At 61.0% G+C, this 21,588-nt stretch carries 10 protein-coding genes and 1 tRNA gene; 7 read left to right on the top strand and 4 right to left on the bottom strand.

Features of this window, described 5'->3' with window-relative positions; translation table 11 throughout:
* Positions 1-206: 206 nt before the first annotated feature.
* From G7068_RS02870 to G7068_RS02860, 3 genes are read left to right on the top strand one after another with little or no spacing between them, the layout of a single operon-like run.
* On the top strand, positions 207-3,752 hold the full coding sequence (locus G7068_RS02870; protein WP_166288590.1) for a DUF7507 domain-containing protein: 3,546 nt from the start codon (positions 207-209) through the stop codon (positions 3,750-3,752).
* Positions 3,753-3,803: 51 nt separating this feature from the next.
* Positions 3,804-7,025 carry a UrvD/REP family ATP-dependent DNA helicase gene (locus tag G7068_RS02865; RefSeq protein WP_166288587.1) on the top strand — a complete coding sequence of 1,074 codons (3,222 nt, stop codon included), beginning with the start codon at positions 3,804-3,806 and terminating at the stop codon, positions 7,023-7,025.
* Positions 7,022-10,456 (top strand): ATP-dependent DNA helicase, encoded by a 3,435-nt coding sequence (locus tag G7068_RS02860; RefSeq protein ID WP_166288584.1) that lies wholly within the window; start codon positions 7,022-7,024, stop codon positions 10,454-10,456. Before G7068_RS02865 ends, G7068_RS02860 begins: the two co-directional genes overlap by 4 nt.
* On the opposite strand, the gene G7068_RS02855 is transcribed toward G7068_RS02860, so the two are convergent.
* On the bottom strand, positions 10,407-11,588 hold the full coding sequence (locus tag G7068_RS02855) for a phosphotransferase (RefSeq protein ID WP_166288581.1): 1,182 nt from the start codon (positions 11,586-11,588) through the stop codon (positions 10,407-10,409). The genes G7068_RS02860 and G7068_RS02855 overlap by 50 nt on opposite strands.
* Before the next feature lie 112 nt (positions 11,589-11,700).
* Between G7068_RS02855 and nudC the strand changes: the two genes are divergently transcribed.
* Positions 11,701-12,645: an NAD(+) diphosphatase gene (gene nudC, locus G7068_RS02850; RefSeq protein WP_166288578.1), complete on the top strand. Its 945-nt coding sequence runs from the start codon at positions 11,701-11,703 to the stop codon at positions 12,643-12,645.
* Entirely contained in the window at positions 12,635-14,365 is a 1,731-nt protein-coding gene (locus tag G7068_RS02845; protein WP_166288575.1) for an ATP-dependent helicase, read from the top strand. Before nudC ends, G7068_RS02845 begins: the two co-directional genes overlap by 11 nt.
* On the opposite strand, the gene G7068_RS02840 is transcribed toward G7068_RS02845, so the two are convergent.
* Entirely contained in the window at positions 14,340-15,209 is an 870-nt protein-coding gene (locus G7068_RS02840) for a hypothetical protein (RefSeq protein WP_166288572.1), read from the bottom strand. The two genes, G7068_RS02845 and G7068_RS02840, sit on opposite strands and share 26 nt — an antisense overlap.
* Before the next feature lie 106 nt (positions 15,210-15,315).
* Positions 15,316-16,746, bottom strand: a complete 1,431-nt coding sequence (locus G7068_RS02835) for a zinc-dependent metalloprotease (RefSeq protein ID WP_166288569.1) — start codon at positions 16,744-16,746, stop codon at positions 15,316-15,318.
* 137 nt (positions 16,747-16,883) lie between these two features.
* Between G7068_RS02835 and G7068_RS02830 the strand changes: the two genes are divergently transcribed.
* Both G7068_RS02830 and G7068_RS02825 read left to right on the top strand, forming a co-directional pair.
* Positions 16,884-17,966 carry a YlbL family protein gene (locus tag G7068_RS02830; protein ID WP_166288566.1) on the top strand — a complete coding sequence of 361 codons (1,083 nt, stop codon included), beginning with the start codon at positions 16,884-16,886 and terminating at the stop codon, positions 17,964-17,966.
* Positions 17,967-18,066: 100 nt separating this feature from the next.
* Positions 18,067-21,069 (top strand): UPF0182 family membrane protein, encoded by a 3,003-nt coding sequence (locus G7068_RS02825; protein ID WP_166288563.1) that lies wholly within the window; start codon positions 18,067-18,069, stop codon positions 21,067-21,069.
* A 319-nt stretch (positions 21,070-21,388) separates the two neighbouring features.
* On the opposite strand, the gene G7068_RS02820 is transcribed toward G7068_RS02825, so the two are convergent.
* Positions 21,389-21,462: transfer RNA gene (locus G7068_RS02820), tRNA-Met, on the bottom strand.
* Positions 21,463-21,588 lie beyond the last annotated feature (126 nt).

Below are 21,588 nucleotides of genomic sequence, written 5' to 3'. Positions count from 1 at the left end.
GCCCCCTCTCAGAACCGTACTGAGCTTTTCTCGTTCGTCACCTATTTGCCGTCGTTGGAGGGGTGAGGGGCTCTGCGGCTCGATAGCTTTAGGGTGCAGTTTTGTCTGGCGGTGTTCACTGCCAGGAGTGCGCTAACGAGGGCGGGGGTCGCACTGCCGTGCGACCGGCGACAGCCTGTTGAAGTATCTGGGGGGGGATTATAGTTTTGAGCGCTGATTTGCGGGGGAACGTCGAAAGTCGAATGCGACTGCGGGATCGTGCGGGACGAATCGCACGGCGAATCGCTGCGGGTGTTCTCGGCACGGTACTTGTCGTTGGTGGGTTGACGCAGACCGCGCAGGTAGCGCAGGCCGACAGTGGCACGATTCAGAGCTTGTCGATTGTGACCGAATACGACGGGCAGGTCTCGACCCCGTTGGACCCCTCACCAAACAACGGGGTTGTCGCGAGCAATGATGCGGTTGGCTTCAAGTGGGAGCTCACCGCGGTAGATCTGCACGACGGTGTGCTGTCACAAACGCTCCCGGTCGGCTGGACGTGGGACGAGCAGAGCCTCGTTGTTCTTAATTCCACCGGTGCGTTTACGACCTCGAGCTATGAACTCTCGAACGACGGTCGCACCGTCACCTCAACCGTGACGGCCGCGAATGGTGAGTCGAATCAAGTGCTGGCGACGTTCGCCACCCTCCGAGCGATTCCCTCGGGCGCGGTTGCGAATGAATCGGTGTACACGCCGAAGCTGACCGGCACAGTTGCGGGGCAGACAACCACGGCGAGCACGGACCCCATTACCGTGGTGAACGAAGCCAAGGTTGAGCTTTGGAAGGGTTACCTCAATTACGACGCGAGCACCAACGGTTCAAGCCACGACTTCGGTGATGGCCTTGGCTCGGTAACCGCCCGTTGGATTGATTTCCGAGTGAGTGCGCTGCAAGCTCGCAATGCTTTCGCCGTTGGAGCGCGAGACACCCAGCTTGCGCAGCCCTTTGTAGTCAACGACACCTACACGGTCTCTGGCACCGGCGCGGCTGCCGCCGACTACCAGGCCGCCGTCAAACGCACCTCCGAGGCGGGCGGCACGGTCGGCCTTGTACAGACGGGGCGATCCATCGAACTGACTTTCGACGGGTTTACTGACGCTCCCGAAGCCTGGGTTGAACTGCGATTCTGGATCCGCGACAACCAGTTGCCGGCAAACGGCAGCAACCTGACGATCAACAATAAGGTCACCCCGGTTGACTGGAAGTCGGTTGAGGGTGATCCCGTAGCCGTAGACACCAGCAGCGCGAGTGTTTCGCGCACAATGAGTCGCCCGGCAACGCGCACAAACGAGACCGCCGAAAAGAGCATGTATCTCTTCTCGAACCAGGCCTCAAACGGCGACGTAAAGACCGATCCTCCCCAGTGGGGAAACAACGTTAAGAACATCGCAAACCTGACGAGCAAGGAGGTCGCACCGGGCAGCTTGGTTATCGCTCGTCTGTCACTGCGCCCAGCAGTTGAAGACAACATTACGAAGGGTGCGACCGACCTGGTCGTCTATGACTTCTGGGACACCAGCGAACAGCAGATCGTTGATGCGCGCATGTACGTTGGCGCTCGCATGGGCACGGCGGGTATTTCCGCCTCGAAGTACACCGTGCAGTACACCGACGGTGTGCTGCGTAACGAGCCCGAGAGTAACACTTGGTACTCGAGTATCGAAGAGGCCGGTGGGCCAGAGGTGGTCTCGGGAATTCGGGTGGCCTACACGGCGGGTGTTTGGGCTGACAATGAGTCGGCAACAGCGAACGCGGCGTATTTTGTGGTTGACACCCCCTTCAGGATCGTGGGCCAGGCTGCCACGACGGCAACGGATCATGCGCGCTGGAGCCTCGCAGAGCGGCCCGTGCTTCTGACGTCGAGCTACGTTGTTAATGTCGGCGACTACCGACTGAGTGTTGGGGCACTCGTTGACCACAGCGCAACTACGACAAAATCGGACCTGGTGTACACCCTGAACCCGACGATGACGGCACCTCCCGGTGCCGAATACGTCGCGACAGCGCAGAACCTCAAGGTTGTGGCAACGGTTCCGAAGGGAATTGACACTGTCGATCTGACCGGTCTCGATCCGCTCTGGGAGAGTGAGATGACGGGAGACGCCGAAACCGGATTCACGATCACTTTCACCTATAAGGGAATCGCGAGTACCGACACTCAGCTGCCGCCGATCGTGTACGGCGCAAAGACCTCGAGGTTTGCGCCCACCGGAAACGAGATGGTGACGAACGCGGTGATCAGCGCCACCGGTAACACACAGTCGGTGAGCACTCGCAGCGACAAAGTCTCCGTCATCGTGCAGCAGATCGCCGAGGTCACCCAGGAGAAGCGAGTTGTTGGCCCAAGCGCTGTTGAGGTTGGTGAGTCGATCACCTGGGAGTCGAACTGGTACAACACGACAAGCCAGTCCCAGGGGTTGAGCTACTTCGTTGACGTACTGCCCTGGAACGGCGATCCTCGCGGCTCGACCTTCGCGGGCGAACTGAAATTGACCGCTGCAGAGCTCACGGGACCGAGTGCGGCCGGATCCTCGCTTGAGTACACAACCGCTGACCCTCTGACCGTGTATTCCGCCGAGGCAAACGACGATTCGCACGGGTGGATCAGCGCAGCGGGTATTAATCTCGCCGAGATTGACGGCATTACAGCGCTTCGTGTTGTCGATGCCGACTTCGACGCTGGGCCAACCGGAGTTGGCGGTTTGAAGCTTACGGGGACCGTGAACGGGCAGGAATCGGGTGACGTGCTCGTGAATGCGACTCGTGCCTGGCTCGGACTGAACGGCGCCTTTGGGTTCTCAAACAGGGCCGATGCAAAGGTGCTTTCAAGCGCGATTACAGGGCAGGTCTGGGCAGACGGAGACTCTCTGCTGCGTGCGCGAACCGGAATCGAGGGCGCAACTGTGTCGCTCTACAACGATGCCGATGCCAAGGTGGCTGAGACGACTACTGACGCGAATGGAAACTACAGCTTCACTTCACTGCACTCGGGTGACTACCGAACCGTTGTTGATACCGAAACTGTGCGGGTGGCATCTGATGAAGTTCTGCGCAACGTGTATGACCTTGATGGTGACTTGAACAGCGACTCGGGTGCGATTGCGCTAGGCGTAGACACCGTGATCCCGGATGTTGATTTTGGCTACCGCTTCGACACCGTCGCAATTTCGCTAACGAAGACCGGGAAACTGGTTGGCGAGGCGACCGTCGGCGCAAAGATTGAATGGTCATTTGTGATCACGAATACCGGAGAAACATCGCTTGAAGACGTTGAACTTGTTGATCACCTTAGTGGCGTCAAAGACCTTGTCGTTGAGTGGCCCGTCGCCGGGGAACACACGCTTTCTGCTGGGGAATCAGTGCGGGCACATGCGACCTCCACCGTCACCGCGGCTGATATGAAGCTGGGTAAGGTGAACAACACCGCCACAGCAACGGGCAACGGAACGCTGCAGGTCACAGCAACGGCAGATGCAAACGCCACAGTGGAGCTCGCGGGCAATGAAACTTCAACACCACCGACAACACCTCCGAGCGCGCCCCCGACAATTGATCCACAGGGCGGAGTAGGGGAGGGTGGTGCCTCGGACACACTGTCGACAACGGGAGCTGAAGCTGACGGATGTATTCGAGGGGCAGTCTTGCTTCTCGTAGCTGGCGCTGCGCTGGCACTTGTGGCACGCCGCCGCAGGAGTGCATCGCAAGCCTAGGCGCGGGGCGTCGCGAGCCTCAATGTCGGAGGTGCTCACTAGGCTAATCGCATGACCCATTTTGACACCTCCCAAGCGCGGGCGCTGGCACTCGATCCCGAGCGCCACGCCCGCGTTTTGGGGGCTCCGGGCACGGGTAAAACTGAGGTGCTTATCGAGTCATTTCGACGCGCTCAGCAGCTGCCCGGATGGGACGAACTTGATGTTTTAGTGCTTGCGCCAAACCGCTTGGTTGCGGCTCAGCTGAGGCCTCGGCTTGAGCGCGCTGTCGGCCGTGCCTTCGGGGGAACCCCGGTGCGCACGGCAGCCTCTTTCGCCTTTGCCATCCTCACACGGGCCGCGGCTATAGCGGGCGAGACCCCACCCCGGTTGCTCACGGGAACCGTGCAAGACGAGGTCGTCGCCGAGGTGGTTGAGGATCGCCTGGCTTCTGGCCAGCCCACGGTCGCGGGCCTCGTGCCCGAGGTTGTGCAGAGCCCCACCTATCGTGCGGAGCTTCGTGAGCTATGGCGAGTGCTCGACGATTTTGGTGTGACGCCGCAACAGTTGGCTGCCGAGCTGATGAAGGCACGAGACCAGTCCCAGCGCGAGGCTCTTACCAGGGCCCCAGACAGCGGACTTATCGAGCGTTGGCTTGAGACGCTCGAAATTATTGCAGCGGGAGCTGACCGTTTGAGGGCCGAGCGCCCGACAGAGCTCAGCTCAAGTGCCCTGCTACGTGACGCGGCTATCGCCTTGTGCGGCGACACTGCGGTTCACCAGCCGGGTGCCAAAGACGCAGGTCGGCTACGCATCCCCAAGCTGATTTTGGTCGACGATGCCCAAGAACTCGGGGAAGGCGAGCTGGCGCTGCTCGCGGGGTGCGTTCGTGCGGGCAGCAGTGTTTGGGTGTTTGGCGACCCAGATCTCGCGACGGGCACGTTTCAGGGAGAACGCACGCGTGTGCTTGCTGGACTCAACGTCGAGCTTGGGCGGCGAGGCGCGTTGAGTTCGCCGACGGAACCGGAGCAGGTTGCAGTGCTGAGCACCGTGTATCGGCACAACGCCGAGTTGCGCGGGTTCGTGCGCGACCTGACGGCGCGAGTGGGTGCTTTCGGTGCGGTCCAGCAGCGGGAAGCCCTCACCTCAGAGGAAGGCGTGCCGGCGGGCGAGGCCCCCGCCGTGCAGTTTGCCGCAGCGGCTTCCCCCGCGGAGCAAATTGGAATCATCGCACACCGACTGCGCGCGCGAAAGCTCGGCTTGGGTGAAGTCAAAAAGGTTCCTTGGACTGAGATGGCGGTCATCTGCCGCACTCGAGGTGAGGCGAACCGGGTCGCTCGAATTCTTGCGGGGCACCAGGTGCCGACGGGAATCGCTGCGGGAGGAGTGATCCTTCGCGAGCACCAGATTGTGCGAGAACTCATTCGGCTACTGCAACACGCACTCGATGTTCGGCCCCTCGATGCGCATGAGGTGCTGCAACTCGCCGGAGGTGTCATCGGCGGTCTCGACCCCGTCGCTGTTCGACGGCTGCGAGGTGCCCTGCTCCTGCTCGGGCGGCAGGGGGACCGTGAGGCCGGACAAGACGATTTGCTCGTTGAAGACCTTGTCGCGGAAGCCTTCACTTACCCCGGTGAACAACCAATCGTTGACAGCGCCGGAGGGCGTGCGCTTCGCAAGCTCGGTCGCACCGCGGCAGCCGGCGTCAAGGTGCGAGAGGCCGAGGGCTCTCCGCGTGAGGTGTTGTGGGCGCTCTGGGAGAAAACCGGGCTTGCTGAGCGCTGGCAAGAGGATGCGCTCGACGGGCGCGGGTCTCGCGCAGATGAAGCCCATAAGTCACTTGACGCGGTGATGGGGCTCTTCTTTGCCCTGCAACGTCATGAAGAACAAGACAGCGAGCAGCCTATTCAGATTCTCCTTGAGGAACTTCTCGAGAGTGCCATTCCCGAAGACTCGCTCGCTCAGCGCGCCGAGCGCGAGGCTGTCACGGTGACGACACCGCAGGGGGCGATCGGGCGAGAGTTCCAGACTGTGGTGGTGATTGGTGCGCAAGACGGATCCTGGCCCAACTTGCGAGCACGCGGGTCACTGCTCGGAGCGACGACACTCGAACGGTGGCTACGTGGCGAGGAGGCCGTCGCACCGTCGCGCAAAGAAACCATCCACGACGAGTTACGTCTGTTTGTGCAAAGTTGCTCGCGCGCACGCGGTGAACTGCTTGTGTGTGCGATTGCGGACGAGGATCAGCACCCGAGCGCCTTCTTTCGCTTCGGAGAGCCCCACCTCGTCGCGGAACTGCCGAGCGCTCGGCTCACGCTGCGGGGCGCGACCGCTCAGTTGCGACGCAGCGTGACGGGGCAACCGGATGATGCATCTTCGCTTCGTTCCCTGGTCGCACTCGCTGCAGAAGGGGTTCCCGGGGCCGCACCCGACGACTGGTACGGAGTGTTGCCCGCGAGCACCTCCGCGCCGATATATGACCTCGCGGCAGATGCTGAACTGCGTGTGCCGGTGAGTCCCTCTCAGCTCGAGCGAGCGGAGGAGTGCCCGCTCGACTGGGTGATTGCGAGCCTCGGAGGTGGAACCGGAAGTGTCCAGGCAAGTCTTGGCACCCTCGTGCACCACGCGCTTGAGACAGCGCAGGATCCCGATCCCGAGGCTTTGCTTGCCGCTGTTGAAAGAGAATGGCACAAGCTGCCGTTTGACGCAGAGTGGGAATCAGAGAGAGGTCGACGCTTGGCCGCCGCAATGACAGCGGGGCTCTCTGACTACCTGCGTGAGTTTGCCGCGTCAGATCGTGAGCTCGTCGGTCGCGAGACCCTGTTTGAAATTCCGATTGAGCGTGCGGTGTTGCGTGGCATGGCCGACCGCCTCGAGCTACGCAGTCTCGCCGATGGATCGGTCGAGGTAACGGTGGTTGACCTCAAGACCGGGCGCACCCCGCCCACGAAAGCCGCCACCGAAACGCATGCGCAGCTGCAGGCCTACCAGCTCGGTGTGGTGCTCGGCGCGTTTCAGCTTGCTGAGGGCGAAGAGCTGCCACAGAATGCGCACAGCGGCGGGGCAAGACTTCTCTATGTGCACCCCGACGCGACCCGGGGCGGTGGCTTCGTTGAGCGAGCGCAGGGTCCGATGTCTGAAGAGGCCGCCCAAGAGCTATCGGAGCGTGTGGTGAAGGTCTCGCACGTCATGGCCGCGGGGGAGTTCACCGCGCGAGTCGAGCATCATTGCTCGGATCCACACAAACCCGGAAACTGTAGGCTCCATATTGTTCAGGCGGTGAGTCACGCGTGAGTAGCACGACATTGAAGTCACAGCCCCCGGTGTTTTCTGCGACCCGCATAGCGGAGATTCTCACGGTTCCTCCCGCGACGCCGCTGACCCCGACGGCTGAACAGCGCACAGTCATCGAGCATCCTCTCGGTGCCAGCACGCTTGTTGTTGCCGGGGCTGGCAGCGGAAAAACCGAGACCATGGCAAACCGCGTGGTGTGGCTTGTTGCAAACGGATTGGTCGCGCCAGATCAGGTGCTCGGTCTTACCTTTACCCGGAAGGCCGCTGGCGAGCTGCGTGAGCGCATATCTTTGCGGCTCGCGCTCTTTGCGGCTCGGCTACAGGAGCACGCTGAGCTCGGGCAGCTGGGTGACACCGAGGCAACTCACGCGGCGAGGCTGACAGAGTTGCTCGCAGACGGGCTTGAGCTGCCCGAAGTGAGCACCTACAACGCATTTGCGGCGGGGGTGCTGCAGGAGTTTGGGATCGCGGCCGGGGTTGCTCCCGGGGCCGTGATTATTGATGAGGCGACGGCCTGGCGCATTGCGCGTGAAACCATACTTCAAAGCACCGACAGCGCACTTGTGCAGAGCGAATTGCGATTGCCCCAGATCGTGAACTACGTGCTCAACCTTGACCACGCTGTTGCCGACAACCTCACCTCGTTTGACCGCGTTGACCAAATCGTCTCAGAATTTGCGCGGGTACTCGAGCTGCCCTACTCCGAAAAGGAACTGGGGGGAGAGCGCAGCGGCAAGGTCTACGCACCCGTGAGGGACGCCGTTGCGGCGTTGAAGGAGACACCCCTCATCACGCGTCTCGCGCGCGAGTTCGCTGAAGAGAAACAGCGTCGCGGGGTGCTCGAATTCTCAGACCAGTTGGCGTTGGCCACACGGGCGATCGAGAGGTCTCGCGACGCGATCCCGCTTCTGCGGCAGCGGCACCGTGTGATTCTGCTCGACGAGGTGCAGGACACCTCGGTTGGGCAGACCCGATTCCTCTCCCGCATTTTTGCGGGCCACTCAGTGATGGCGGTCGGCGATCCACACCAGTCCATCTACGGCTGGCGAGGCGCATCGGCTGAGGGCCTGCAGTCATTCCACGCTGACTTTCGGGGCAGAGGAGAAACGCGCACGCCACCGGCGACGCTGACTCTCTCGACAAGCTGGAGAAACCCGGGCAGGGTTCTCGACGTTGCGAACACCATTGCGGCTCCGCTGGCCGCCGAGGCGGCCGTGGCCGTTCCAAAACTTGCACCCCGACCGGGTGCGAGTGAGGGAGGCGTCGAGTGGGTCTTTCCCGAGACCGTGCATGAAGAGAGATACGCCGTTGCGACCTGGATGCGGGATGCCCGCGAGGCGCATCTCTCGGCCAACGACGAATTGCCGAGCGCAGCCGTGATCTTTCGCAAGCGCAGCGCAATGGCTGGATTCGCCGCTGCTCTGACAGAGCTTGGCGTGCCAAACAGAATCGTCGGTTTGGGTGGCCTGCTCTCGACACCCGAGGTGACTGACGTCGTGAGTGTGCTGCGCTGCCTTTGGTATGCAGACGCCAACTCCGAACTTATCCGGCTGCTTTCGGGGCCGAGATTTAGGCTTGGCGCGGCCGACATTGCCGGGCTCAGCAAGGCCGCGCGTTGGTTTGCATCTCGCGATGTGGCTCAGCAGCCCCTGAGCCCCGAAAGTCTTGCTGCTGACAGTGTGCTGCCGGATCCCGACCGCGAGTTCACCCTGGTTGACGCGCTCGACCAGGTCGCCACAATGCGCGACCTCAGCCACGTTGCTCTGAAACACGTCAGCCCGGTGGGGCGTGAACGACTCCGCGAGGCCGGACGCATGCTGGCGGCGCTTCGGCAGGGCGTTGGCGGCAACATCAGCGAACTCATTAACTCGACGGTGCAGGCGCTGCGACTCGACATCGAGCTCGCCGCGAACGAGGCCCGGCAGTACCTGGCGGCGGCCGACGCGTACGCCAACCTTGACGTGTTCACGGAGCTTGTCGAGGGGTATCTGGCGATCGACACCCGAGGCACACTCGCCTCGCTGCTGGAATGGATCGAGCGCGCAACAACCGCCGACGAAACCGCGGAGCATGTTGCCGCCCCGACTCCCGGCACGGTCCATTTGATCACCGCACACGGCTCCAAAGGCCTTGAGTGGGATCTGGTCGCGGTGCCGCGTCTGGTAGCAGGGGAGTTTCCTGGGCAGGCCCGCGCAGGCGCGGGGTGGCTGCGCACGGGCGAGATTCCTGACGAGCTCCGCGGTGATGCCGCGGCCAGGCCCGAACTGAATTGGCGAATTTCGGAGACCCAGCAGGAGCTTCGCGACAGGATCGCTGACTACCGCGAGGCTCTGAAAGATCGGCACGCCGAAGAGGAGCGCCGCCTTGCCTATGTCGCGGTGACTCGCTCAGCTGGCCGGCTGCTGCTGAGCGGCTCGTTCTGGGGAGGGCAGACCAAGGCCAGGCCACCGTCGCACTTCTTGACCGAACTTGATGACGAAGGGTTGCTTGGAGAAAACGCCCTCGGAAAACGTCTGCCGCGCGAGAGCGAACACGAGAGCGACCCCAGCGAACTCGCGGAGATGACCCTGCAGTGGCCGCTGGACCCTCTGGGTGCTCGTGCGGATGGAGTGATGCGGGCCGCGGATACCGTGCGGGACGCCATTGCGAGCTGGGACGGTGACACCCGCGAGGTCGATGAGGTTGTGCAGCTGTTGCTCGCCGAGCGTCAGGCTTCCCTGCAAGAGGCAAACGGCCCATCAGCGTCGGCCAAACTTCCCGATCGAATTACCGCCTCCACGTTCCATGAGTTTGTCGAGGACTCGACCACGGCTGAACGGCGACGCCTCCGTCCCGTTCCGCAGCGACCTTACCGTCGCACTCGAATCGGCAATCGTTTTCACGAGTGGGTGGAGCGGCGCGCAACAACCGCTCTCGGCACCGCGCTTCCACTTGCCTGTTTTGAAGAGGCGGACTTCGCGGAGCTCGATACCGAGGCCGAGCTGCAACCCCTCATTGAGCAATTCGAGCGCTCCCGGTGGGCGCAACTGCGGCCGATCGCGGTAGAGCAAGAGGTCACGCTACCGTTTGCGGGGCGCAGCCTCGTGTGCAAACTTGACGCGGTGTATCTGCTGGAGAGTGAGGGCTCAGCTGATGCCGGGCAAGCTCGCTACGAAGTTGTCGACTGGAAGGCTGGCAAGTCGCCGCGCAACGACGAGGAGCGGCGAAACCGGTTCTTCCAGCTTGACCTCTACCGGCACGCGTACGCCCAGTGGGCGCACGTTGATCCCGAACTCATTGATGTCTCACTGTTTTACGTTGCCGAGGGAGTGGAACTTCGTGGTGAGGCGCCACGAAGCCTCGACGAACTGGAACAGATTTGGTTAGAAGCCGCTGACAAACTCAGCGCGGAGTCGAACCAGAAGACTCGGGAAGGTCATCCTCGTCGATAGGCTCCGTGAGCTGCTCGTCGCTGTCTGCGGGCGGCTCCGACTCGCTGGCCGGCTGCTCTTGCAGCGGTTCAATGAAGTCTGTGTCCATGCCGAACATGCGATCCTCGTCGAGGGCTTCATACGCCGCCGTATCTGAAAGCACATCATTAACTTCGGGGGTTTCGTCGAGAAGCGCGCTCACCTCGTCCTCGCTCAGCGGAGTCTGATGCTGCGCGGGGCCGAGCCTTTCGCCGAACACACCGATCGAATCAACGAGCCTGTCGAGCATGCCAACGGCATCGTTCACAATGGTCTCGTCGTGAGTGTCGATGCCGTGGAACAACCAGCGTGCAATTTCGAGTTCGGCATAGAGTGCCGCCCGAGCTCGAACGTGGGGGAGGGAACTCGAGTTGTGTAGCTTGGCGTACCGAGCCAACACTCCATCGAGCACTTCGGATCCTGCGTTCATCAGCCACGCCATGTCGGTCGCCGGATCGCCAACTGAAAGCTCAGACCAGCCGACCACTCCCGTGATCTGCTCGGAAGAGATTCGCAGGTGATCCGCGTCGAGAGAACCGTGCACCATGGCGGGAGCGAAGTCCCAGAGCTCACTGGTCTCAACGACGTGTTTCCAGCGATCCAACACGGTCTGCGGCAGCAGTCTCGTGGCCTCAGCGCGGTCAATGACGCGGGTCGCCTGCAGCCTCAAATCTTGCGCCGATCGAACCGGCAGTCCGCCCTGCTGTGCGATGCTCAGAGGGAGCCCGTGGATCGCCGCGAGCATCTCCGCAATCGGTTGAAGAAGCAGGGAATCCTCTTGCAGGTGGTCAACCTCAAACTGGTCACCTCCGATGTAGGTGGTGACCACAGCACGAGTGTCACCTGCCCTAGTCATTCCGAGGGTTTCGGGAACCTCAAATGGAAGAACAGCCCGTGATCCTTCGCTGAGTGCAGCGAGGCCCAGCAGCTCCGCAGACTGTCTCACTTCAGCGAGTTCAGTGCGTGGCACTCTGACGAGAAACTCAGCAGTACCATTGGTGATTACGGCAGAACGAAACGCCTCACCTTGCTCATCCGAACTCACTCCGAGTACCTCCAGGTCGGGGACCGCAGAGGTAGCGAGCGCGGCTAGAGTAAATGGAATGCTGGCCATGTAGATCAGCGTAGGCACAGGCGTGACGTCGGCAAGTGCGCCACGCGCAGCAACGCACACTCTGCAGCGTTTTCACACGGCCAGAACACGAAGTAACACCGAGGGAGAAATTATGGGGCTGACGCAGCCACCGTTTGCGACAGGGCAGCTAGACAGGGATGCCGCTACGCGATCGACTCCGGAGTTGTTGCGTGACGCATGGCAAAACCCAGCAGCCAAGGTCTTGCGACTGCGCGGAAACGAAGTTCCCACCGTAAGTGACTCTGCGGAGCGCATGCGACTGTCATGGGTGCCCGCACGCGGCAGTTTCAGCCCGGTCGTTGCCGAGCGAAGTGTTGGAGTGGTGTACCTCGGGAGAATTGACTCGGCGCCCGTGTTCGCTGCGACCGAGCAGACCTGGGAAGGTTTGAGCGGCGTGGAGGGCAACGTTGCCGGAACAGATGAGAGCTGGCGTCATCCGTTTGAGATCGGAAGTGAGCTTTCCGCTGTCGAGTGCGAAGCGATCGCCGTCGCGTCGGCGCTTTTGCACTGGCACGAGGCTGAGGAGTTCTCACCGCGTGACGGAGAAGCCACGGTCCCCGAACTGGGGGGCTGGGGCCGCCGCGAGGCACGCGGGGGTGAGCTCTTTCCCCGCACCGATCCAGCCGTCATCGTGCTGATCGAGCACGATGGCAAGGTGCTGCTTGGATCGAACGCGCTCTGGGAGACCGGACGCTTCTCACTGCTCGCTGGTTTTGTCGAAGCTGGTGAGTCACTTGAGCAGACGGTTCTGCGTGAGGTGTATGAGGAAGCTGGCGTGCGCCTTGACCATGTGACCTTCGTGGCTTCTCAGCCGTGGCCGTTTCCTCGCTCCCTGATGGTGGGTTTTCGCGCGCAACTCAAAGCAGGATCGGACCCGGAGGATCTGCGGCCCGATACTGAAGAGATCTCTGAGCTGCGCTGGTTCAGCCGCGAGGAATTGAGACAACCGGCCCCGGGAATTCGGCTGCCCATGCCGCTGTCGATTGCCCGCTGGATGATCGATCGTTGGGTTGCCGAGGAGAGCAATGGTGTCTGACGGCATCGAGGAGATACTGACCGCGCTGGATCCGGAGCAGCGCGAGATTGCGGAGGCCCTTCGAGGTCCCGTGTCGGTGCTTGCCGGTGCGGGCACAGGCAAGACCCGCGCCATCACGCATCGGATCGCCTACGGGGTTCGAAGCGGGGCGTACGATCCGGCGCGTGTGCTGGCGGTGACATTCACGCGCAAGGCTGCCGGGGAACTCCAAGGACGCCTGCGTGCGTTGGGGGCGGAGGGTGTGCGGGCGCAGACCTTTCACGGGGCAGCACTGGCGCAGCTGAGTCACTTCTGGCCTGAACAGGTTGGTGGGGCTGCGCCGCAGATTCTTTCCGGGAAGGTCGCCGCGATTTCTCAGGTGGTGGAATCACTCGGCAAACACACGAGCGGAGAAGCTCTCAGAGATATCGCCTCTGAAATTGAATGGCGCAAAACCTCGATGCTGAGCATCGACGGCTACGAATCGGTGGTTGACGAGCGACCGATTCCGCAGGGGTTTACAGCTGAGCAGGTCATCGACGTACAGCGAGGGTACGCCGCACTTCTCGAGCAGCGACGTCAGATTGATTTTGAAGATGTGCTGGTGTTGCTCGCTGGCATGCTTGAAACAGAACCGCGTGTGGCCTATCAGGTGCGCGAGCAGTACCGCTTTTTTACCGTTGATGAGTTTCAGGACGTTTCCCCGCTGCAGCACGCGCTCCTGAAGCTGTGGCTGGGAAATCGCGATGATGTGTGCGTTGTGGGCGACGCGAGCCAGACAATCTACTCATTCGCTGGGGCCTCGAGCTCTTATCTGCTTCGCTTTGGGAAGGAGTTTCCGAATGCGAGGGAGATTCGGCTTGAGCGAAACTATCGCTCGACCGAACCGATCGTTCGTGTCGCAAACAAACTGATGCGGGATCGCCCGGGTGCTCTGACGCTGCGGGCCTCTCGCCCCGATCTCGCAAACAACGTACCCCTGGAGAACAGCTCCGAACCCGTCGCTGGCGACGTGGTTTTTCCCACCTTCGAGTGGTTCGCGAGTGAGCACGATGAAGCCATTGCGGTCTCGGGATCCGTGGCCGCGGCAATCGCCGCCGGAACGCCCGCCTCTGAAATTGCCGTGCTGTATCGCACCAACGCCCAGTCAGCCCAGTTCGAGGAGGCACTGCGGCAACGGGGCATTAGTGTTCGCGTTCACGGCGCCCAGCGATTCTTTGACCGGGCCGATGTGCGAAAAGCTGTCATGCTCGTGCGAGGCGAAGCGAAGGTCAACGACTCTAGGCCGCTTTTTCAGATCGTCAGTGACGTGCTCCGTTCGAGTGGTTGGAACTCGAAGCCCCCTGAGAGCCCTGCCCAGCTTGAAAGCTGGGAAGCTCTCAACGCGCTTCTCTCACTCGTGGATGAGATGCCTCCCGGGGCCGGCATGCGCGAGTTTAGCGAGGAACTCCTGGCGCGACAGCGCGCGCAGCACGAGCCCACTCTCGAAGCGGTCACGCTCAGCGCTATTCACGCGGCAAAGGGTCTCGAGTGGTCGTTGGTGCACGTCGCTGGCATGAGCGAGGGCGTCCTTCCCATTGCGCACGCAACTGATGAGGCGGGTATTTCTGAGGAGCGTCGCCTCTGTTACGTCGCCTTCACGCGAGCCCGTGACGTGCTTCGCCTCTCGGGTGTTGCCGGGACAACTCGGTCCGGACGCACTCCCTCAAGGTTTATTACGGAGGCTGGGATTGTGGGCTGAGCGAGTTGCACGCGCACTCCGGGTGAGGCTTCACATGCCTGGCTTGGGCAGCCCCTGAGACCACACCGGCCGTTATCGGGATTTCGATCTGCGTGGAGTGCGCGCTTGTGTCGTGATTCTTCCACCTGCGTATGAGCACGGCCGCCCAAGCCGCCGCCATGTGAGACCCGGCTTCGGTCTCGCTCGCGGGGATTCTCCCGTAGAGCTGCGCAGCGAGGGTAGGGAGCGCCTGATCTGCCTCGAGCAACGCGAGGGTCACGCATGTGTGGCAGGGATTGCCGTCGGCGCTAATAAGCGGACCCACGACGATACTCTGATCGCTGAAGCGCACGGGAAGCAGGGGACACTCCTCAATAAGCCACTTCTGCGCCCGCTCGAGAGGTTCCAAAAATCGTTCCACCAGCACCACAAGGTCTATCGACCTGGCGGAATGGCGACTGAGCAAAGCACTGTTCTGCGTTGAGGATCTGCCCTCGAAGCTGCACAGCTTTGTTGCGAGCAGAGCATCACGAAGACCCGCCACTTCTCGACCGTCATCGGAGAGGAACGTTCGCATACCCATACTCCTGGTGTGCGCGGAGACGGGTACCCGATCCGACCGCAGTACCGGCCCCAGCGTGGCGATCAGTGCGTGCGCTTCTCTCGGGGTGACCCCAACTCTCTTCGCTTCAGCGACCACCTTGTTTCGATCGACGCCCCGCAAAAGCGAGGCAATGAATCGTTGCTGCCCGGCGGAGGGCTGGTGGACCCTCACCTCGGCTCGTTCGAAACCGAAACGAAGCGTATCGACGTCTTCCCACGCCATCGGAAAGGTGGTGTCTATTCGGGCGAATGCTGAACTCATGAATCGAGTCTGGCGTCACCGGTGTTGCCCTCGGCGGTTTTCCACAGTGCAACGGCAAATTGTTTCGAAGACCATTCGAAACGGGTGCTGTGGAGGAAACGAATCCCTACTTGTCAGGTTCGGATGGATCCTCGTTGTCACCCGAATCGGCTTCACCCGAACCATCACTGTGAGGCGGGAGAGTGCCGTCGAGCAGCTGAGCTAGCGCCGCATCGAAATCGTCGGCTTCGCTGTCTGGTGATGCACCGGCAAGCCCCAACCGCTCAAGCAAACGAGCGGGGTGATCGAGCTCCTCCATCGTCGGCAAAAGATCAGGGTGCGCCCATAGCCCGTCACGCATTTCGGGCGAGCCACGCTCTCCGACGAGGCGCCACAGAGCGGCCGCATCGCGGAGGCGCCGTGGTCGCAGCTCTAGGCCGATCAGGGCACTAAACGCGTGTTCTGCTGGACCGCCCGTGGCGCGGCGTCGACGCACCATCTCGGCGATCGCGTCTGACCCGGGGATTCGCACTGCAGCGTTTGCAGTCACCACGTCGACCCACCCCTCGATCAATGCAAGCATTGTTTCGAGGCGGGCGTGAGCAGCTTCCTGCGCGGGACTCTTCGGCGGAATCAGGGCCCCGTTTGAGAGGAGTTCCTGCAGTTGCTCGGGCTGCGAGGGATCGATCTCGCGAGCAACCTCTTCGATCCGATCCGTGTCGATGCTGATGCCGCGGGCATAATCTGTGATTGCAGAGAGCAGGTGCAGCCGCAGCCACTTGGAATGGCGGAATAACCGGGCGTGTGCGAGCTCACGCACCGCGAGGTAGAGGGTGACCGCCTCTGTGTCTTGGTCGAGCCCCTCTGCGAACGCAGCGACTCCGCTTGGAAGTAGAGCTCCGCCCTCGCGTCCGGGTCCGGAAAGGAGCGGGATCCCGATGTCTCCCGCGGAGACAACCTCGCCCGAGAGCTTGCCGATAATCGTGCCGAGTTGCACTGCAAACAGTGCTCCACCAACACTTCGAAGCATCGGAGCCGCGCCCTGCAGAGCTGAACTGAGCTCCTCCGGCATTTGCGACTGCAGTGCCTCCATGAGTGCCTGGGTTACTGACTCCGCAACGGGCTCCGCAAGGCTGATCCAAGTGTCGACCGACTGCTGTACCCACTCGATGCGCGAGAGTGCGCGGGGCGCATCGGGTGTCGCACCGATCTCTGTGACTTCATCGAGCCACAGCGTCGCCACTGGAAATGCGCGCAGCGCAGGTGCGGGATCACCGGCAGCGCTTCCGTCGCTCGCCACCTCAATTGCAGTGCGCCGCGCAGCTGACCAGTCGATACCGTCTGTCGGCTGTTGCATGGCACCGCGCAGGGTATTGAACAGTCCCTGCATCGTGGCGGGATCGGCTGGGATTCCAGCGGCCTTCGCGAACTGCTCGGGGCTAAACGATTCGTTGGGCTCTCCGTTGCCAGAGAGCATGTCGCGCAGAATCTTCTGCAGATCCTCGAAGTCGTTGTTTTCGCTCTGGTCGCTGGCGTCGTTCTGATCGTTCGCGCTCATTCAGCTCTCCTCAAAATGCTTGGTATCAACGGTACGGCAACACACTCGAATCCGCCTGCTAGATTGACCCGGGCGGCGCCAAAACTGTTGCGCCGACTGCGAACACGATTCAGGCCCGGCACGAAAAGAGGAACGGCATGTACGACGAGCGGCGCGAACGGCGCAAGATGCGGGTGTTGCTCGGGATCGCGATCCTGGCCTCGCTCACCGTTCTAGCTGCGGTGATTCCGTCACCGTATGCCATTGAGCGGCCCGGCCCGGTTGTTGACACCCTTGGTGACGTCAAGATTAAAGATGAAACGATGCCGGTCATCAGCATTTCAGACGCGAAGACCTACCCGACATCTGGTGAGCTCAACCTGCTCACGGTGACCATTGTCGGTGGGCCGGAGCACCCGGCGAGTTGGCTCTCATTGGTGCCGGCACTGGTCGATCCGTCGCAGCGGATCGCGCCGCGGTCCGAGTTTTTCCCGGAGGGGGAGAGCGAAAAGGATCGCGAAGCCGCCAACACCGTAATGATGGATAGCTCACAAATGCAGGCGGCAGCCGCAGCATTCCGGCAACTGAAGCAGCCCGTCACCGTACATCTTGATGTAGCTGGGGTTTCGGAAAAGGGCCCCGCGGAGGGGGTGCTGCGCAAGGGAGACCGACTCGTTAAAGCCAACGGCAAGGACATTGTCGATTTTGTGGATCTTCGTAAATCGATTGTTGCCGCTGGAGCAGATAAGCCATTGGACCTTGTCATCGAACGTGACGGGAAAGAGCAGACGGTTTCAGTGACCCCGCGGGTGCCTGACGGGGGAGAAGAGCCGATGATCGGGGCAGTACTCGCAACCAGTTACACTCTGCCGGCCAAAGTGGATATTAGTCTGTCGCAGATCGGTGGCCCAAGCGCAGGAATGATCTTTGCGCTTGGAATTTACGACCAACTCACGCCCAAACCACTGCTTGACGGTCTGACTGTGAGCGGAACAGGAACAATTTCCGACACCGGCGAGGTCGGCGCAATCGGTGGACTCACTCAAAAGATGTGGGCTGCCGCTCGAGCTAAGAGTGATCTGTTCATCATGCCGATGGAGAACTGTGCGGATCTCCCGTCAACGATTCCGTCAGACATGACTGTTGCGCCGGTGAAAAACCTTGATGAAGCTATTCACGCGATCGAAACTGTTACTGAGGGAGGAAAGCCGGCCGGTATCGAACGGTGTGAGACTCCCTAGATTTTTCGCTTCTCGGTCACCTTGTCAGGGGTGAACGATACAGTAGTTCGAAACCCTCTCAGCACAGCACTGTGCATTTTTGGACAGGAAGTAATACGACGTGACCGACCAGACCGTAGGTGCGCCGGACGCCCGTAAGCGCCGAGTATCACCCCTCGCAATCACCGTTGTGATTGTGGTCCTCTTGATTCTCGGCTTTTTAGCGGTTGCCTCCGTTCTTACTGAGGTGCTGTGGTTCCAGCAGGTCGGGTACCTTCCTGTGCTTTTGACGCAGTGGATCGCCGCGGCTGTCATGTTTGTCATTGGCTTCTTGGCCATGGCAGTGCCCGTGTTCCTTGCGATTGAGATCGCTTACCGCAAGCGACCGGTGTACGCGCGGCTCACCGCTCAGCTTGATCGTTACCAAGAGCTTTTTGAGCCGCTGCGCCGGCTCGTGAAGTGGGCTCTTCCCGCGGTCATCGGCCTGTTTGGTGGTGTGAGCGCTGCCTCGCAGTGGCAGCAGGTTCTCCTCTGGATCAACAGCAGCCCTACCGGCAAAACCGACGCGCAGTTCGGCATTGACATCTCTTTCTATCTCTTTACGCTGCCAATCTTGCAGGGTGTTGTTGCGTTCGCCTCTGCCGTTACGCTTATTGCGCTGATCGCTGGGGTTGCAACGAGTTACCTCTATGGCGGAATCTCGTTCTCCGGGCGTGATGTTCGAGTTTCAAAGTCCACTCGCATCCAGGCAGCGATTCTCGCAACCGTGTACCTGCTGCTGCAGGCCGTGAGCCTGTGGCTCGATCAGTACAGCAAGCTGAATGACTCAAGCGGGTTGCACACGGGACCCATGTTCCAGGACGTGCACGCGGTCATTCCGGGTAAACAGATCCTCGCGGGGATCGCACTCATTGTTGCGGTGCTGTTTTTGATTACCGCCTTTACTGGAAAGTGGCGGTTGCCGGTTATCGGAACGGCGCTTTTCCTCGTGTCAAGCATTGTGATTGGGATCGGGTACCCGTGGGCTGTGCAGCAGTTCCAGGTCAAGCCAGACGAGAAGAGCCTCGAAGCGGAATACATCTCCCGCAACATTGACGCAACCCGCGAGGCTTACGGGGTGAATAACGTTCAGGTTGAACGCTATGACGCCGTCACCAATGCAGAAAAGGGTGCTCTGCGAGACGATGCCGTTGCAACTTCAAACATCCGCATCATGGACCCCGAGGTAATCTCTCGCACGTTCGCGCAGCTTGAGCAGAGCAAGCAGTACTACCAGTTCCCGAAGTCACTCAACGTTGATCGATACGAGATCGACGGCAAGGTTGAAGACACCGTATCGGCTGTTCGTGACATCGATATCTCCGCTCAGGACGGTTGGTACAACCGCAGCCTCGTATATACCCACGGATACGGGCTAGTTGCCGCCTACGGAAACCAGCGCTCACCAAGCGGTGAGCCGGTCTTCCTTGAGGGTGGGATCCCGACAACGGGTCGCCTCGGCGAGTTTGAGCCGAGGGTCTACTTCGGTATGGACTCACCGAAGTACTCCATCGTGGGTGGCAAGCGCGATAAGGCTATCGAGGTCGATTACCCCACCGACGCCGAGAGCAGCGCAGAGATCACCGCTGAGGACGATGCGAAGAAGGACTCGGCGGCAAAGCCAGCCGAGGCTACGACGGACTCCAAAGACACGAAGAAAGACGCCAAGACAGAAACGAGTGCTGAGCGCCAGAACCTCACCACGTTCAAGGGTGATGGCGGTCCCGTGCTCAACAACATCTTCACGAAGCTCATCTATGCGCTGAAGTTCCAGGACATGGAGGTGCTGCTCTCGGGCGCGGTTGTTGACGGATCACAGATCCTGTACGACCGGAATCCGCTCGAGCGGGTGCAGAAGGTCGCGCCGTACCTGACCCTCGACGAGTCACCCTATGCCTCTGTCGTTGACGGTCGCATCGTCTGGATTATTGACGGATACACCACTTCTGCGGACTACCCGTACTCGGAGCAGAAGGATCTCAATGAGTCTCTTGTTGACGCGGAGAACCCGCGCACAAGCCTCATGACAAAACCGATCAACTACATTCGTAACTCCGTGAAGGCGACCGTCGACGCCTACGACGGCAAGGTCACCCTGTACGCGTGGGACGCTGAGGATCCACTCTTGAAGGCGTGGGGCAAGGTTTTCCCGGGCACACTCAAGAAGGCATCTGACATGAGCGGTGACCTGCTCAGCCACGTACGGTACCCGACCGATCTCTTCAAGGTGCAGCGCGAAATCTTGGGCAAGTACCACGTCACTGACCCGGGTGCGTTCTACTCCAAGGAGGACGCGTGGCGTACACCAAACGACCCGGTGAAGACCGTTGCTGAGGGCGTGACCCCGCCAGCGCAACCGCCATACTATTTGACGCTTTCTGCGGGCGATAAGGTCGAGCCAAACTACTCGATCTACTCGACGTACATTCCCGACGCCAGCGGTGCGACAACCCGAGACATTCTTACCGGGTATCTCGCCGCCAATTCAAACGCGGGCTCCACTGCTGGCAAAGTCTCGAAAGACTACGGCGTGCTGAAGCTGCTCGTTCTGCCAAAGGGCGACACGATTCCGGCTCCCGGCCAAGTGCAGAACAGCTTCAAGTCTGACCCGAAGGTGTCCACGGAGCTGAACCTTTTGAAAACCGGTGACACTCGTGTCATCAGCGGTAACTTGCTGACGCTGCCCGTTGGCGGGGGACTGCTGTACGTGCAGCCCGTCTACATTGAGGCTGCCGAGGGCACGCGTATCCCGCGACTACAGAAGCTGCTGGTGTCATTCGGTGACGACATCGCGTTCGAAGACACCCTCGATGGGGCTTTGGATGCGCTGTTCGGCGGTAGCTCGGGGGCCAGCGCCGGCGACGGTGACACGGCCAAGCAAATCGACTCGGGTAATACCGATGCCAAGAACACGGACACTGGTAATTCGTCGAAGACTAACTCGACGCTGAAGGCCGCCCTGAAAGAAATGCAGAGTGCGCTGAAGGATCGCGACCAGGCTATGAAAGACGGGGACTGGACCGCCTACGGCGCTGCAGACAAGCGCCTTGAGGAGGCTGTCGACGCTGCGCTAAACGCAGAGTAGAGCTCCCCGCGTGAGTTGAGGGGGAGTAGTTCACCTTCGCTCACAGGCGGCTATCTCGGACGTTGAGATGGCAGAAAAAGAAGTCCCGGCCTCACGTGAGGCCGGGACTTCTTTTTGCATCCACTTCTCAACCCACAGCACACGATTCAACGCTGCTGAGCGGCTCTGCCAGCGCGTAGGGCGGCAAGATCGAGAATCCCTGACACCATCCACTCTTTTTGGCCGGTAACCCTAATTTTGGCCAAGTAGGTCTGGTGCAAAACAAAAGTCCCGGTCTCTTTCGAGACCGGGACTTTTTGTGCCGCAATGCGACTTTCCGTTGCGGGGGCAGGATTTGAACCTACGACCTCCGGGTTATGAGCCCGGCGAGCTACCGAACTGCTCCACCCCGCGGCACAAGAGATAACACTAGTCCGGACTTTGCCGCAATGCAAATCGAGGTGAATTGGGTGTCTGTGGATAACTTTTTCACGAACCTTGCACGCTCGCCAGCATTGATGCACGGACGGAAATTCCGCC

The sequence above is a fragment of the Leucobacter viscericola genome, from assembly GCF_011299575.1.
Lineage (GTDB): Bacteria > Actinomycetota > Actinomycetes > Actinomycetales > Microbacteriaceae > Leucobacter > Leucobacter viscericola.
This window is presented reverse-complemented; position numbering and strand designations above follow the sequence as displayed.

Excerpts from the sequence above, each read along its gene's own strand:
- G7068_RS02865 (WP_166288587.1), top strand. The coding sequence starts at position 3,804 with ATGACCCATTTTGACACCTCCCAAGCGCGGGCGCTGGCACTCGATCCC.
- G7068_RS02855 (WP_166288581.1), bottom strand. The coding sequence starts at position 11,588 with ATGGCCAGCATTCCATTTACTCTAGCCGCGCTCGCTACCTCTGCGGTC.
- nudC (WP_166288578.1), top strand. The coding sequence starts at position 11,701 with ATGGGGCTGACGCAGCCACCGTTTGCGACAGGGCAGCTAGACAGGGAT.
- G7068_RS02845 (WP_166288575.1), top strand. The coding sequence starts at position 12,635 with ATGGTGTCTGACGGCATCGAGGAGATACTGACCGCGCTGGATCCGGAG.
- G7068_RS02840 (WP_166288572.1), bottom strand. The coding sequence starts at position 15,209 with ATGAGTTCAGCATTCGCCCGAATAGACACCACCTTTCCGATGGCGTGG.
- G7068_RS02835 (WP_166288569.1), bottom strand. The coding sequence starts at position 16,746 with ATGAGCGCGAACGATCAGAACGACGCCAGCGACCAGAGCGAAAACAAC.
- G7068_RS02830 (WP_166288566.1), top strand. The coding sequence starts at position 16,884 with ATGTACGACGAGCGGCGCGAACGGCGCAAGATGCGGGTGTTGCTCGGG.